Origin of the sequence: Streptacidiphilus sp. MAP12-16, from assembly GCF_041262165.1 — a bacterium.
Classification (GTDB): domain Bacteria; phylum Actinomycetota; class Actinomycetes; order Streptomycetales; family Streptomycetaceae; genus Streptacidiphilus.
This window is the reverse complement of record NZ_JBGCBY010000002.1, coordinates 72,693-86,425: the sequence shown is the minus strand read 5'-3', so window position 1 is coordinate 86,425 and position 13,733 is coordinate 72,693. Positions and strand designations below refer to the sequence as shown.

Here is a 13,733-nt window from a genome sequence, read left to right as displayed (position 1 = left end):
TCGTTCAACAGAATCCGCACCGAATTGACATCCCACGCCTTGATCGTCGGATGCAAGGCTGATCTAAAATTTGGTCAAAGCTTTGAAGCTGTATACGTACTGGCATTTGCAGCCGAAGCCGTTCGCACCGCGCAGCACAACCGCTGACCGGACGCCTTCTCTGGTACGTGCAGTTGCAGCGCGGTGGAGGTCTGGGCACGAAACTGAGCTGGATCGGGAATGACGTCGCGGTGACATCGGCACTGCGGTCGTCCCTGTCCTCCGAGCGCCGTCGAAGTGGACACAGCCGGAGCGTTGTTGACGACGGCAGCGCTCCTCTGGAAGCCGTCGGACCAACTGCTCGTGGCGCTGGAGGCGAGCGACCGTGCCCGGGCTGACTCTCATTGGGCTGAGACCACGCAACGGTGCCGCAAGCTCATCGAGCCTGCGGCACCGTTCATGCGGTGAGGACGGGTTGGATCACATGTGGTGGTGATGGTGCTTCATCCCGCGACCACCGCCGAAGGTGGCGGTCGGCATGGAGGTTGCCTGGGTGGTCGCACCGCCGCTGTTGCCGGCTGCTGGGGCGGAGGCGGCAGCGGTGCAGGTGCTGGTTGCCGACGCGGTGGCGGCACCGGCTGCCGACGCGCCGGTACCAACTGCCGCAGACGTGGTGGCGGCGCCCGCCGCTGCCGCCGACGTCGCGGTACCAATCCCCGCCGACGCCGTGGCAGCACCCGCTGCTGACGGGGCGCCACCAACTGCCGCAGACGTGGTAGCGGCACCCGCCGCTGCCGCAGACGTGGTGGCGGCGCCCGCCGCTGCCGCCGACGTCGCGGTACCAATCCCCGCCGACGCCGTGGCAGCGCCCGCTGCTGACGGGGCGCCACCAACTGCCGCAGACGTGGTAGCGGCACCCGCCGCTGCCGCCGACGTCGCCGCGGTACCAACTGCCGCAGGTGTGGTGGCGGCGCCCGCCGCTGCGGCCGGCGTGGTGGCGGCACCCGCCGCTGCCGCCGACGTCGCGGTACCAACTGCCGCCGGTGTGGTGGCGGCGCCCGCCGCTGCGGCCGGCGTGGTGGCGGCTGCGGCCAGCGTGCAGGTGGCGGCTGCGGTCGGTGTCTGGCCGAGCGGGGTGAAGGTCGCCGCGGTGACGACGCCGTTGCCGTTCATGGTCAGCGTGATCGGGTTGGCCACGTTGAGCAGGCCGCCGCAACCCAGGTTGGTGAAGCTCTGATTCGCCCGCATGGCCAGGAAGGTGAAGAGGTTGGTCGCCATCGCCGCGTCCACCGAGGGGGCGTTCTGGAAGATCGCCTGATCCTTGAAGACTCGCTGGATGCCGTTCGGGGAGCCGAAGAAGTTCTGGCAGTACGTGGTACCGCTGCCGGCGTCGGCACCGCCGATCGCGGCCTGGTCCACGCCCTGGCGGTAGAGGTTGGCCTTGTTCGGGTCCTGGTTGTTGTTGTTGAGGACCATCGGGTCGTTCAGCGGCACCATGGCGATCGGCGCCTGCTGGTTGGCCGCGGCCGAGAGCTCGTCCAGCGGAAGTGCCGCGGACGCCGCGCCGTCGCTCGACTGGTCGGGGCGCGTCCATGGCGTGCAGCCCAGGGCCGGGTCGATGAACTGGGTGAGCAGCAGGTTGTCACTGCCGTTCGCCAGGTCGACGAGGTTCTGGTTCTGCAGGGCGGCCTTGCTGGCGGCGTTGTTCTGCGCGATCGTGCCGTTGCCCGTTGCGACGTAGTGGGTCACCACGTTGTCGCTCTGGTCCTGGTCGACCACGGAGAAGTCACGCACGGTTGGGCAGGCCTGCCCGTCCTTGGCCGTTCCGGTGGCCGGGACCTGCAGCATGTTCGCCTGGATCTCCTGATTGGCCGTCTGGAAGAACGACGGCGCATTGCAGTAGGAGAACTGGCCGAATATGGAGCCTTGGGCACCGTTGATGCAGTTGCCCTGCTGGAGGGCGGTCGAGCCGTTGGCCGACTGCAGGGTGAGGTTGGTGCCGTTGAAGCCGAACCAGATGCCCACGGTGGATCCGGCGGGCACCTGCGGGGTGACGGTGGCTGCAGCGGGCTGGGTGCCCTGGTCGATCACCAAAGGGTCGTAGAGCGTCAACTGACCGTTGTTGGTGAGGATCGCCGCCTCGACGAACGCGGACTGGTTGGCGTTGGCCTCGTTGCACGGGCCGCCGGCCGCGCTCGTCGCGGTCAGCTGAAAGGGCGTGGCAAGGCCCTGTGCCGTCAACGGATTGGCCGGAACGATCAGCGAGCAGTTCGGGTTGGGCGCCGCCTGCGCGGCGTTGTTCGCCGCGAGGGCCGTGGCCAACCCGCCGGCCACCACGGTAAGCACCACCGTCAAGACCGCCCACAAGGAGCGCCTCTTACGTTGTTTGCTTCGCTGTTGCCGTGACCGGCGTGTGCGCGGGGGCTCCATGCGTAGGGATTGCGAGCGCCTGTGTAGTGATCGGTGGCCGTTCATCGAACCAACTCCTATCCGACTGCCGTGTCCTGCTGCATTCGCGGTCCGCACTCGGGGACGGCAGTTCCTCTCCTTACGGGTGGCGCCGCTCTGGTGGCCGATAGTTGCAGAACCGGAGTCCGGTGTTCTAGCGCCGGATATTTCGCCTGTAATCGGATGAAAGTCCGCCGTGCGATCAGCCCTCACTACCGCCCCAGGCGACGCGGCTGCAGTCTCCACAGCACTGAACCCCCTGGTGGGACCGGCCCGTGCACATGCCTCCGAACTCCCGGCAGAGGCCCGTCGGTCCCTGCTCCCGCAGACGCTCAGGGACTCCTTACGAGGTCGTTACAGGTCGCTTCGCCCGGATCCGCAGGCCCCCCGAAACGCGTCCGAAAAGGACCCGTGAGCACCAAGGTGGCACCCAACCTCCGGTCTGATCGCCGGCCTGTTCTCCCGCAACCGGACCGGCAGCGCGACGACGCCGTTGCTGACGAAGGAGGGGACGGCGGTCCACGGCACCGCTCCGGAAAGCGCCAGCGTCCGCTGGTCCGGGTTGGCCGACAGCGCGCAGACGGCGTTGCCGAGCAGGTTGAGGGTCGTGCCGTGGCCGGCCACCAACAGCATCGTCATGGTGCCGACCAGCTCGGCCTCGGAGGTGGTCACCGTCGGCCTCGGCGACCGCGATCAGGGCACTGGTCAGGTCGTTCCCCAGGGCCCTGCGCCGGTCCTGGACCACGGCCGCCATGGTCCCGGCCATGCCGCGCTGGTCCTCCAGGGTCTGTTCGCGGGTGGCGGAGCTGCTGACCAGGCTGCGGGAGTGGGCGTGCAGGGGACCGAGGTGCTGCGGGAGTATGCCTGTGGCGTGTGGCCTACCGGCTGGACCTGACCGAGGGCATCCTGCTCTGGCGGGCTGAACTACGCGGCGGTGTCGTCCCACTCGGCGAGGTGACCCGCGTCCACCGCAGGACACTCGGTTCGAAGACCGTGGCCTTCGAGTTGGGAGCGGCCAACCGCTGCTGGTCATGGCCGGGCCCGGCTTCGCTGAGTTCTGTGAGGAGATCGCTCGCGCGGCCCCCGGAGTGCGAATCGAGTGCCACGGCACATCCGCAGCCAACCGTTGACAAGCGATTCCCGAACCGATCGGCACGTCCCACGCCACCCTCAGCGGACTTCGCCACCAGAGTCAGGGGTAGCGATGGCTTCCAGGGTTGAGTGGTGGCCCGGCCCCGCGAGGATTCGGGCCACCACTGGTTGAGCGGATGTACTACTTCCCGGCAGTGCCGGTGGACCACAGCGCGGTCCCGGTCGCACTGTAGATCACGACGTTGCCGTCGTTCTGCACCTGGAGGTAGGCGCCGCTGTTGCCGCTGGTCTTGCTGGACCACACGGACGTGCCGGCGCTGTTGTAGGCGACGAAGTTGCCGTCTCCCTGCATGATCGCCAGGCTCGCCACCGCGCCGGCGGTACCCGACGACCAGAGCGCGGTGCCGCTCCGGTACAGCACGAGGTTGCCGTCGCCCTGCAGGTCGAGGCTGTAGCCGCCGTTGCAGGAGACGAGCGAGTGGCCGGAGTTCAGCTGCTGGTTCGCGGTCAACGTGCCGCAGGCCGGGGCCGTGCCGCCGCAACTGGCGGGCGCGGCGGTGCCCGACGGTACGGCTCCGGCCACGACCGACCACTTGGTCAGCGAGGCAGCCGTGAGGCTGGCCGCGGCGCAGATGCCGCCGGCGACGGCCTTCTGCGGAATCACGGTGCCGCCGGCGTTGACCAGGTGGTAGTTGCCAGCAGCGAGGCCCAGTCCGACCGGGTCGATGGTGATCGCGTTGTCGTAACCGGTGCTGGAGTTGATGTTGGCGATGGTGAGCTGCGCGCTCGTCTTTGCGGCGGAGACGACTGGGACGATCTGCACGATGCCGCTGTTGGCCAGGGTCGCGTAGGCGGGGGCGTGCTGGGAGAGCTGCGAGACGGCCGTCAGCAGGCTGCCGCCGGCGTTCTTGTACGCGGTCAGGTTCGCGTCCACGCCGTTGATCGGCAGGACCGCCTGGTACTGCGAGAGCTTGACGATCCCGGTGTTCACCTCCTCACTGGTGACCACGCTGAAGCCGCCCTGGTACTGGTGCCATGCGGCGGCGATGTTGTCCTCCGGCGCGCCCAGGCCGCCTCCGGCGGTGTTGCCGAAGGCCAGGGAGTCGTCCAGGTAGACGGCGACCGGCTGCTGCGGGTAGGACCCCGACAGGCTCTTGAGGTTGGGCAGCCAGTTGGTGTAGATCGGGTAGACGACCGTGTCCTTCTGTGTGCCGTCGTGGATGAAGAAGTCGGTGCCGCCGCCTTGGGGCAGCATCATCCCGTAGTTGTCGATCCACTGCACGCCCTGCGCCGCCAGTTGCGTACTGTCGGTCGGCGCGGTCCACTCCGTGGCGACGTTGACCCCGTAGGCATGGCCGAGGCTGCCGAAGAGGAGGTCGATGCCCGAGGATCCCGAACAGTCCTGGATGATGGTGACGTTGTACTGCTTGGCGAGGGCGAACAGCACCTCAGGTACGTTCTCGTAGTTCGCGAAGTTGCCCACGTGACCGCCGAAGTAGTAGTAGAGCGGCGTGCTGGCGGTGACCGCGCGCACGTCGGCGGCCAACTGCCCGTAGACCTGCTGCACGCTCCACAGGCGGAACAGCTGGTAGACGCTCGCCAGGGCCTGGCCCGGCCTGGCCGCCGGCACCTGTGAGAACGAGGTGTACGAGGTCTTGTGCGCGGTGTTGAACGCGCTGATGCTGCTGTAGGTCCGCGGCAGGTAGACGTTGTGGAACTCGTTGATGTCGGCCTGCGCCCAGCCGTCGACGTTGCCGCTGACGGTGCTGTCCCAGAACGAGTCCAGTCGTCCGTAGTCCAGGATGCTGCCGCCGTATCCCGCCGAACCCGCTACGTGCTTGACGGTGTCGGTGACATAGGTGAGGTAGGCCGGCTCGTCGGTGGGGTCCCACCAGGCGGGGGTGGCGCTCTGCGCGCCGGTGTTGGTGACCTCGTGGCTGGTGGCCCAGGACGCGGGGCTGCCTCCCCACCCGGAATACCAGAAGATGGGCACCAGGCGGATGCCTGCGGCGGCGGCGTTGGTCATCTCCTGGTCGAGTTCCGTGAAGTTGAACTTCCCGATCGCCGGTTCGACGGTGTTCCACGGCATGTCGATCGCGGCGGTGGTCAGGCCGCGTGCCTTGAGCGCGGCGAAGCTGGCCTGCGACCAGGCGGCGCCGTTGTTGTCCCACTTGAGCTGGGTGGACCACATCGGGGTGGACGCCGCTGCCTGCGTCGCGGCGCCCGCCGTAAGGAAGGGGGCCGTGATCAGGGCGCCGACCACGGCGAGGGCCGCGATGACCGCAGCCGGAATCGGGATCGGATACTTGCGCGCCCGGCGCCCGCCCGAGGACCGCGCCTGGCCCGGCGCGGGCTGCTGCGCGTGGGCCCGTTTCGCCCTTTTATTGAATATCATCGCGTTCCGTCTCTCATGGCAGACCGTAGGGCGCTGCAATAGTGCATGCGCCGACCTGATGGGCAGGCGAGGAATTGCTTTGCATGTTCTAGCACACTCACCCGCTCGCGGGCATACTTCGTGCTTTCTTCAGTAATGGACCCGCAAGGCCCAGGGCGTCGGTGCGGTGGGCGGCCATGTTCCTGGTGGCCTGCGCGATGGTGTCCCAGCCGGCCAGTCGCAGCGGGCTGATCGCCAGTGGGCGCATCATCTGAACTTGAGGTTCCGTTAAGGAACGTGCCGCCAGCCGCAAACGACCAGGGACCGCCTGGTCACGGCGCTGGAGTCGATGAGCTCGTACGAGGACGCGGGAGACGGGGACCCGGCTGACGTTGAACAGCTCGGCGCGGTGCTGCTGCCGGCGGGTGGTCAGCCTGGGCTGGCGCGGGCGCGGGCATGGACACAATTGGGGTTGACGTTTTCCAGGCAGCAGAGAAAGGGCCACCCATTCAACCTGGGCACATGCCACCCCCTCGCTTACGATTGCCATCATTTCGGTCTCCATTTGTCAAAAAAGTAGCTTGCCGAATTCTCGAGGGTATTTTTTAGAAGTCCCCGTCGGCTAAGCTCGCCCTACACCCAGTTGACGAGCGGAAGGCGAACCGCGGCGATGACCCCTGCCCCGTACCGAGCAGCCGAGACGCGTTATGACGGCACCATGGAGTACCGCAGGAGCGGGCGGAGCGGTCTCAAGCTGCCCGCGATCTCGCTCGGCCTGTGGCACAACTTCGGTGACGACAAGCCCTTCGAGACCCAGCGGGCGATCTTGCGCGGGGCCTTCGACCACGGGGTGACGCACTTCGACCTGGCCAACAACTACGGCCCACCGGGCGGCGCCGCGGAGGCCAACTTCGGCCGCCACTTCGCCCAGGACTTCCGTCCGTACCGTGACGAGCTGGTGATCTCGACCAAGGCCGGGCACCCCATGTGGCCGGGCCCGTACGGCGAGAGAGGCTCGCGCAAGTACATGCTGGCCAGCCTGGACCAGTCGCTGACGCGGATGGGCCTGGACTACGTCGACATCTACTACTCGCACACCCCGGACCCGGAGACCCCGCTGGAGGAGACCATGGGCGCGCTGGCCTCCGCGGTGCGGCAGGGCAAGGCGCTGTACGTCGGCATCTCCTCCTACACCGCCTCGCAGACCCGGGAGGCGGCGCGGCTGCTGCGCGAGATGGGCGCACCGCTGCTGATCCACCAGCCCTCCTACTCGATGGTGGACCGCTGGATCGAGGAGGACGGCCTGCTGGACACCCTGGAGGAGGCGGGCGCCGGCTGCATCGGCTTCACTCCGCTGGCCCAGGGTCTGCTGACTGACCGTTACCTGAATGGCATGCCCGCCGACTCGCGGGCGGCGGCCGGCAAGTCGCTCAAGCCGGGTTTGCTCACCGAGGACAATCTGGCCCGGCTGCGCGCGCTCAACGAGATCGCACGCCGCCGCGGACAGTCGCTGGCCCAGCTCGCGCTGACCTGGCTGTTGCGCGATCCGAGATTGACTTCCGCGCTGATCGGCGCCTCCTCGGTGGCGCAGCTCGTGGAGAATCTGGAGGCGGTGCACGGGGCTCCGCTGTCGGCGGAGGAGCTGGCCGAGATCGACAAGTACACGGTGGCCGAGGGCAAGTTCAACATCTGGGGCTGAGCCCGCCACACCTTGAGACCGCCGCCGACTGGTCAAGACCAGTCGGCGGCGGTCTGCGTCCGGACCAGGCAGGGAGGTGCGTGGTGGTGTCGGTGATCGATTTGCTGGAGTGTCGTGAGGCACGGGCTTGAGTCCTGGCTGGAGGCAGAATGCGGGAGGCCGAGAAGCACGCTGCTGCGGCCTGGCAGCGTGTGGACCACGCGCGGATCGCTCGTGAGCTGGCGTGTCCACGACGGCACGGGTGTCAGGTGCCGGGCAGAGCACGCATGACTCGTTCCACCAAGGTTGGTTCGAGGAGTCGGTCCGGTGCGTCGACCAGTTGGATCACCCGCAACAGCGCGGCGCCGACATCGGCGTCCGTGGATGCGGCCTGGTAGACGTGCCGTAGGTAGGCGTTGAACTGCTTGGCCTCCTCGGTCGGCGGCGCGCCGGCCTCCGGGAATCGCAGATCGGCGTTCACGGTGATCGCCCAGGGAATGTCGATGATCTCGGTCGCGCCGGCGAAGAACCGCTCCGCGAGTCGCGCGCGGTCTGCCCTGAGCAGGTCGCGCAACAGCACGGCCTCGGCCGCGGCGACCGACATTCCCTGCCCGTACACGGGATTGAAGCTGCACACCGCGTCGCCGACGACGAGGTATCCCTCCGGGAAGTCGGCCAGATGCTCGTAGTGGGCCCGGATGCTGGCGGGGAAACGAGTTCTGACGGGCTCGGTGATCTGCTCGGCGGTTTTGAGGAAGTCCGCGAAGTCACGCGAGGCGAAACCCTCCACGTATGCGGGCAGGTCCGCGTCGTTCATCGGCGGTTCCTGTCCGTAGACGGCGCCGGCCGTGAACATGAAGGTGTTGTCCTCCATCGCGAGCAGGGTCCCACCGTGGAGCGAGCCGGGGAAGACACCGACGGATGTACCGACCCGGCCGTCGAGGTGGTGCTGTTCGCGGCGGTACTGGCGGGTCACATAGGTGATGTCGACCTGGACGCGAGTCACCTCCGGGGCCGCGAAGCCCAGTTCGGTGACCCACTGAGGGCTCCGCGACGCCCGACCGGACGCATCCACCACCAGGTCCGCGCGGACTTCGGTGGCCGCGGCGCCGTCGGCTCGTCGGGAGAGCCGCACGCCGGTGACCGTCCGTCGGTCGGCGGTCGTGGTCAGGTCGAGAACGTCCCAGCCGTCACGGATGTGTACCCGCGGGAGTGCCCGCACCCGCGTTCGGACGATGTGCTCCAGCAACCGCCGACTCGACGCGTATCCGATGAGGCCCGAAGGTTCCGGCTTCACCAGGCAGCCGTCGAGGTACCAGTGGATGTCGGACTGCACGTCCGTCCGGACGGCGCCGGCGTTCGCCAGATCGTCCTCGAAGCCGGGAAACAGATCGCTGAGCGAGCGCAGACCTCCTGCCTGCAGGCCGTGCAGGTGCTTTCCCTGGGGCACGCCGCGCCTGTCGACCGGCCCTACCAGGACGTCCCGTTCGATCACGGTCACCTCGTCGAAGCTGTCAGCAAGCGCGGCAGCCGCGAAGAGACCCGCCATGCTCGCGCCGACGACGACCGCCCGTGTCCTATTCGTCATGGGCGCGATGGTGCCCGGACGAGGTGCTCACTTCCCAGGTCATTCACTGGTCATCCGCGGTCCGGTCCGGTCACCCGGCAGGCCGGCCAGCGCGGACACAGCGGTGAGTATCCGATGTCCGGGACCACGGGATCGGATGAACGTGCAGGTCATGGCATCCCGTTGGGCGCACGGCCCTCAAAAGCCCTACCGTGGGACGGCATGGAGAGGAATACCAGCCAGGACGGCCACCGCCTGGGGGAACGCCTTCGGTCGGCCCGTGAGCGTGCCTTCGTCGGCCGGATCGCCGAGCGGGCCCTGTTCCGGTCGGCCATCGCCTCCGACGTCGACGCGTTCTCGGTGCTTTTCGTCCACGGTCCGGGCGGAATCGGCAAATCGGCGCTGCTTTCCCGATTCGCGGACGACGCCCGGAATGCGGGGCGATGTGTGGTGCTGGTCGACGGTCGCACGGTCGACCCGTCATCCGAGGCGTTCGCGGCCGAAGCGGCCGAAGCGCTCGACACCCCGGGGGCCGTACTGCTCGTCGACACGTTCGAGCGGTGCCAGCCGGTCGAGGTCTGGTTCCGGCGCGAGTTCCTTCCGCAACTCCCGGACAGCACCGTAGTGGTCGTGGCGAGCCGGCTGGCGCCCGGTCCGGAATGGCGGGGCGAACTCGGCGGCACCGAGGTCCTCCGTACGGTTTCCCTGCGCAACCTGCCCCCAGACGACGCAACTGAGTTGCTGGATCGGCGCGGCGTACCCATCGCGCTCCGGGAAGCCGTGCTGGCCTTCGCCGGAGGCCATCCGCTGGCACTGTCGCTCGCCGCGGAAGTGGCCGCCGCAGACGTCACCGCGAGACTGCCGTGGGCGCCAGGCCAGGACGTCATCGAGACCCTGCTGTCCGAGTTGGTCGGCGCGGTGCCGTCAGCGGCCCACCGGCATGCGCTGGAAGTGTGCGCGCACGCCTACACGACAACACAGGAGTTGCTGGCGGCCGTCCTGGCCGCGGAAGCGGATGCGGATCCCGTGGAACTGTTCGCCTGGCTGCGCGGACTGCCGTTCATCGAATCAGGGCCCGCCGGCCTCTTTCCGCACGACGTGGTCCGCGACGCGCTCGACGCGGACCTGCGGTGGCGTGATCCCCTGGGCTATGAAGCCATGCACCGGGGAATCCGCGACCATCTTCTCGACCGCGCACGCACCGCTCGTGGCCCGATGGCCACGCGGGCGCTTCGAGCACTGAGTTTCCTGCACCGGCACGGCGGAGTGATGCCGGACTTCGTGACGTGGCGAGGCGAGGGTGAGGTGGTGGAGACTCCGCTCTCCGGCGCGGACACCTGCGCCGTGCGCGCGCTGGCGGCCGAGGCCGAGGGCGAGGAGTCGGCCGGCATCGTGGAGTTCTGGGCGGGCCGCCAACCCGACGCCTTCGTCGTCTACCGGCGGCCCGCGTCGGGCGAACCGGTCGGCTTCATGGCGTGGCTGCGCCTGGACTCGCTGGCGGAGGACGAGGTCGCGATCGACCCGGTGGTCGCGGCCGCCTGGGCGCACAGCCGGTCAGCGGCGCCGGTGCGATCCGGCGAGTACCTGGCCCTGGCCAGGTTCATGGTGTACCCGGCCGTGTACCAGCGTCCGTCACCGGTCAGCGATCTCATCGCGATGCGCATCCTGTCCGAGTGGCTGCGCGCGCAGCGGCTCGCCTGGTCCTACATGGTGATCGCCGACGAGAAGTTCTGGAAGCCGCAGATGGACTACCTCGAGCAGCGGCCCATCGACCAGGCTCCCGTCGTCGGGGGCAGGCCCTACACGCTGTTCACGCACGACTGGCGGGCCGTTCCGGTCGACGCCTGGCTGGACCGGCGGGTCCCGCAGGAGCTCTTCGGCGCGCAGGCGAGTCCCCCCGCGCCGGAACCCGAACTGACCGTGCTGTCACGGGAGGAGTTCGACGCCGCCGTCCGCGACGTCCTGCGGTCGTGGTCAAGGGACGATGTGCTCGCGGCGAGTCCACTCGTCGCCAGCAGGCTCGTGGTCGATCATCACGGCGCCGATGCGGTCCAGGTGCTGCGAGACCTGCTTGTGGCGGCGGTGGACACGCTGGCGCAGGACGCCCGCTCGGCTCACCTGCACCGCGTCGCGGCGGTGACGTTCTTCCAGGACGTGCCCACCCAGGAGGCGGCCGCGGAACGGCTTGACCGTCCTTTCAGCACGTACCGCAGGCACCTGACCCGGGCCGTGGAGCACGTGTGCGAGGTGCTGTGGCACCAGGAACTGTACGGAGCGACCAATCGAACAGGCGCGGCAACAGAATGATCGGGACCCTGCTCTCGCGGGACTCACCCCGTTGGAACAACGGGTGTCCGCAGGCGGCGGGTGAAGTCGAGCCGGGCCCGGTCGGCCACCGCCGTCCGCAGCGGTCCCAGCAGCAGTTCCCCGGCCGCTGCCACTCCGCCACCGGTCACCACGCAGTCCAGATCGCAGAGTGCCGTGGCCACCGCGCCACCATTCCGGACCGGGAAGGCGCGCCAGGCCGGGATGTTGACCGGGCTGACACTGCCGGCGGCAGTGTCGATCGGTCCGGCCGAGGCGATTCCGACACCTGCGGCCGTGCTCGTCGACGATCGCGGCGGCGAACTTGGTGCCCCCCGATATCGACGGCCATCACCCGCTTCGCCGGTGCGCTGGGTTCATTCTTCATCGAACAGCTCCCCGAGAACGAAGTCGTCGCGTCGACCGTCGTCCCAGGCGACGGTCAGGCGGTCGCCGTTCACCTCGACCGTCGAGGGCCCGGGGGCGGGGACGGCCGCCGTGCGGCTCAGGCGGTGCGAAGAGACGAACAGCGTCGGCACGCCCGGCACCACGGCGGCGGTGAGGTACGGAACCGCGCTGTGCTCGCCGAACGCGTTGCCGTCCCGATACCGCGCGACGCCATGCCCGGTCCAGCCGTGCTGGGGGAAGAGATCGACGCTCAGATCGCCGGAGCGCACCGACGTCCGATCAGCGGCCGGCTCCTCCGAACCCGCGAGGGCGAAGGAACCCTCGCGCACCGTCCACCCCGCCGGAGCGGTGACCAGGTGGGCACGCAGTTCAATGCCCTGATGCAGGATCGAGAGTGCGACGACGCGGGCACCGGGCACGTCCGCGGTTCCGACACGGGGCCGGTACCAGGAAGCGGCCCAGCCCTCGCCAGTGACGGTCCCGCGCAGCCCGGCCCGCTGGGTGGCCCGTCCCCATTCGTCGACCAGCGCCAGTCGGCCGTCCACGGCCGCGGTCCACGCGTCACCGACGCCCGGTGCGGTGTGGGTGGAGTAGCCGACGGAGGCGTAGTGCGGGTCGCCGCTCCCCCGGGCCGGGTCGTCGATGTGGTCGCTGGCGTGGTTGGCCATGTGCACCACCCCGTGTCCGGACTGGATCACCCAGCCCACGCCGTGCAGGGTCCGGACGGAGTCCGCGCGCTCGGCGGGCTGTGGCTGCTCCGGCTCGGTCCACAGCGGATGGTCGGCGGGAGCGGCCAGGCCGAGGAAGCCCATGCCCGCGAAGTACGGAGAGCCGGGGCCGCTGTAGACCTGGCACATGGGCAGGAACTCCCCGGCTCCCCTGCCGAGCGAGGGCGCTCCCTCGACGCCCACGCCCAGCGCGGTGAAGTGTCGCAGGACTCCGCTGGCCAGCCGGCGCGTCGCGCCCGCGGCCTCGCCGCCGACACCGGCCAACCCCGCAGCCCACAACCCGCCCAGCACGGCGTGCCGGTAGGTCAACGATCGGCCCTGATGCAGCGGCGAGCCGTCGGCGGCGAACAGCGTCGCGTAGGAGTCGGCGAACTCGCCCAGGCGGCCCAGGAACCGTTCCCGCCGGGCGGCCGGTTGCGCAGTGAGCAGATACCACTGCCACAGGAAGGTCTGGATCACCCAGGAGTTGTAGTGGTCGACCCGGTTGCCGTGCCCCGTCGCCGCGCTGATCGGCCCGTCGTTGTACCAGCCGTCACCGAGGTACCAGGATTCCACCCGATCCACGTCGGCCTGCGCGTGTCCGCCGGGCACGTCATAGCCGCCCGAGTTCAGGAACGCCTCGATGACGGCGGTGAACAACAGCCAGTTGTTGTCCGAGCCGTTCTTGGCGGCGTGGTGGGCCAGCCAGTCGGCGGTCTGGTCGCGCACCTCGTCGTCCAGCCGGTCCCAGACCTGCTCGCGGCAGACGGCGAGGCCGAAGGCGAGGTTGGCGGCCTCGACGATGGGCTGCGGGGTGCCGTTCCACTGCTTGATCTCGTCGACTCCGATGGCGCGGCCCCAGCGGTCGGGACCGTCGGGCGCCATCGCGGCGGCGAGACCGCGCGCGTACCAGCCGGCGTGGTCGTGCGGGTCCTCGGCGCGACCGGCCAGCAGCGGCGCGGCGATCAGGAAGCTGCGGGCGAACCCCTCGATGCCGTCGCTGCGGATGCCCGCCGCCGACGGCCTGCCGGGTGGGGTGATCAGACCGCCGTCGGGTGATGCGTACCGGCGGGCGGTCAGCAGCCAGTGCTCGGCCACCGCCTCCCAATGCGCCCGAGTCCAACCGGTATGAGGGGACAGCTCACGGTCTTCGGGCGGAAGTCGCATATTCGTCAT

9 protein-coding genes are annotated in these 13,733 nt (G+C 69.1%); 3 read left to right on the top strand and 6 right to left on the bottom strand.

Features of this window, described 5'->3' with window-relative positions:
* Positions 1–459 precede the first annotated feature (459 nt).
* Positions 460–2,334, bottom strand: a complete 1,875-nt coding sequence (locus tag ABIA33_RS02420; RefSeq protein WP_370076368.1) for a hypothetical protein — start codon at positions 2,332–2,334, stop codon at positions 460–462.
* Between the two features lie 586 nt (positions 2,335–2,920).
* On the opposite strand from ABIA33_RS02420, the gene ABIA33_RS02415 reads away from it, so the two are divergent.
* Positions 2,921–3,322 (top strand): hypothetical protein, encoded by a 402-nt coding sequence (locus ABIA33_RS02415; RefSeq protein WP_370076366.1) that lies wholly within the window; start codon positions 2,921–2,923, stop codon positions 3,320–3,322.
* Between the two features lie 378 nt (positions 3,323–3,700).
* On the opposite strand, the gene ABIA33_RS02410 is transcribed toward ABIA33_RS02415, so the two are convergent.
* Both ABIA33_RS02410 and ABIA33_RS02405 read right to left on the bottom strand, forming a co-directional pair.
* Positions 3,701–5,914 carry a beta-galactosidase gene (locus tag ABIA33_RS02410; protein ID WP_370076364.1) on the bottom strand — a complete coding sequence of 738 codons (2,214 nt, stop codon included), beginning with the start codon at positions 5,912–5,914 and terminating at the stop codon, positions 3,701–3,703.
* Positions 5,915–6,011: 97 nt separating this feature from the next.
* The gene (locus ABIA33_RS02405) at positions 6,012–6,164 is read right to left on the bottom strand and encodes a hypothetical protein (RefSeq protein WP_370076362.1); all 153 of its coding nucleotides are present in this window, start codon (positions 6,162–6,164) and stop codon (positions 6,012–6,014) included.
* Between the two features lie 399 nt (positions 6,165–6,563).
* On the opposite strand from ABIA33_RS02405, the gene mgrA reads away from it, so the two are divergent.
* Entirely contained in the window at positions 6,564–7,592 is a 1,029-nt protein-coding gene (gene mgrA / locus ABIA33_RS02400; RefSeq protein WP_370076360.1) for an L-glyceraldehyde 3-phosphate reductase, read from the top strand.
* A 244-nt stretch (positions 7,593–7,836) separates the two neighbouring features.
* On the opposite strand, the gene ABIA33_RS02395 is transcribed toward mgrA, so the two are convergent.
* A complete protein-coding gene (locus ABIA33_RS02395; protein WP_370076358.1) occupies positions 7,837–9,159 on the bottom strand; it encodes an NAD(P)/FAD-dependent oxidoreductase in 1,323 nt (440 codons plus the stop codon).
* A gap of 201 nt (positions 9,160–9,360) precedes the next feature.
* On the opposite strand from ABIA33_RS02395, the gene ABIA33_RS02390 reads away from it, so the two are divergent.
* Positions 9,361–11,445 carry an ATP-binding protein gene (locus ABIA33_RS02390; protein WP_370076356.1) on the top strand — a complete coding sequence of 695 codons (2,085 nt, stop codon included), beginning with the start codon at positions 9,361–9,363 and terminating at the stop codon, positions 11,443–11,445.
* A gap of 23 nt (positions 11,446–11,468) precedes the next feature.
* On the opposite strand, the gene ABIA33_RS02385 is transcribed toward ABIA33_RS02390, so the two are convergent.
* On the bottom strand, positions 11,469–11,627 hold the full coding sequence (locus ABIA33_RS02385; protein ID WP_370076354.1) for a hypothetical protein: 159 nt from the start codon (positions 11,625–11,627) through the stop codon (positions 11,469–11,471).
* 192 nt (positions 11,628–11,819) lie between these two features.
* Entirely contained in the window at positions 11,820–13,733 is a 1,914-nt protein-coding gene (locus ABIA33_RS02380) for a DUF2264 domain-containing protein (protein ID WP_370076352.1), read from the bottom strand.

Bases quoted from the DNA above. Each gene is read 5' to 3' on its own strand.
- ABIA33_RS02380 (WP_370076352.1), bottom strand. From the start codon at position 13,733: ATGACGAATATGCGACTTCCGCCCGAAGACCGTGAGCTGTCCCCTCAT.
- ABIA33_RS02395 (WP_370076358.1), bottom strand. From the start codon at position 9,159: ATGACGAATAGGACACGGGCGGTCGTCGTCGGCGCGAGCATGGCGGGT.
- ABIA33_RS02410 (WP_370076364.1), bottom strand. From the start codon at position 5,914: ATGATATTCAATAAAAGGGCGAAACGGGCCCACGCGCAGCAGCCCGCG.
- mgrA (WP_370076360.1), top strand. From the start codon at position 6,564: ATGACCCCTGCCCCGTACCGAGCAGCCGAGACGCGTTATGACGGCACC.
- ABIA33_RS02390 (WP_370076356.1), top strand. From the start codon at position 9,361: ATGGAGAGGAATACCAGCCAGGACGGCCACCGCCTGGGGGAACGCCTT.
- ABIA33_RS02405 (WP_370076362.1), bottom strand. From the start codon at position 6,164: ATGATGCGCCCACTGGCGATCAGCCCGCTGCGACTGGCCGGCTGGGAC.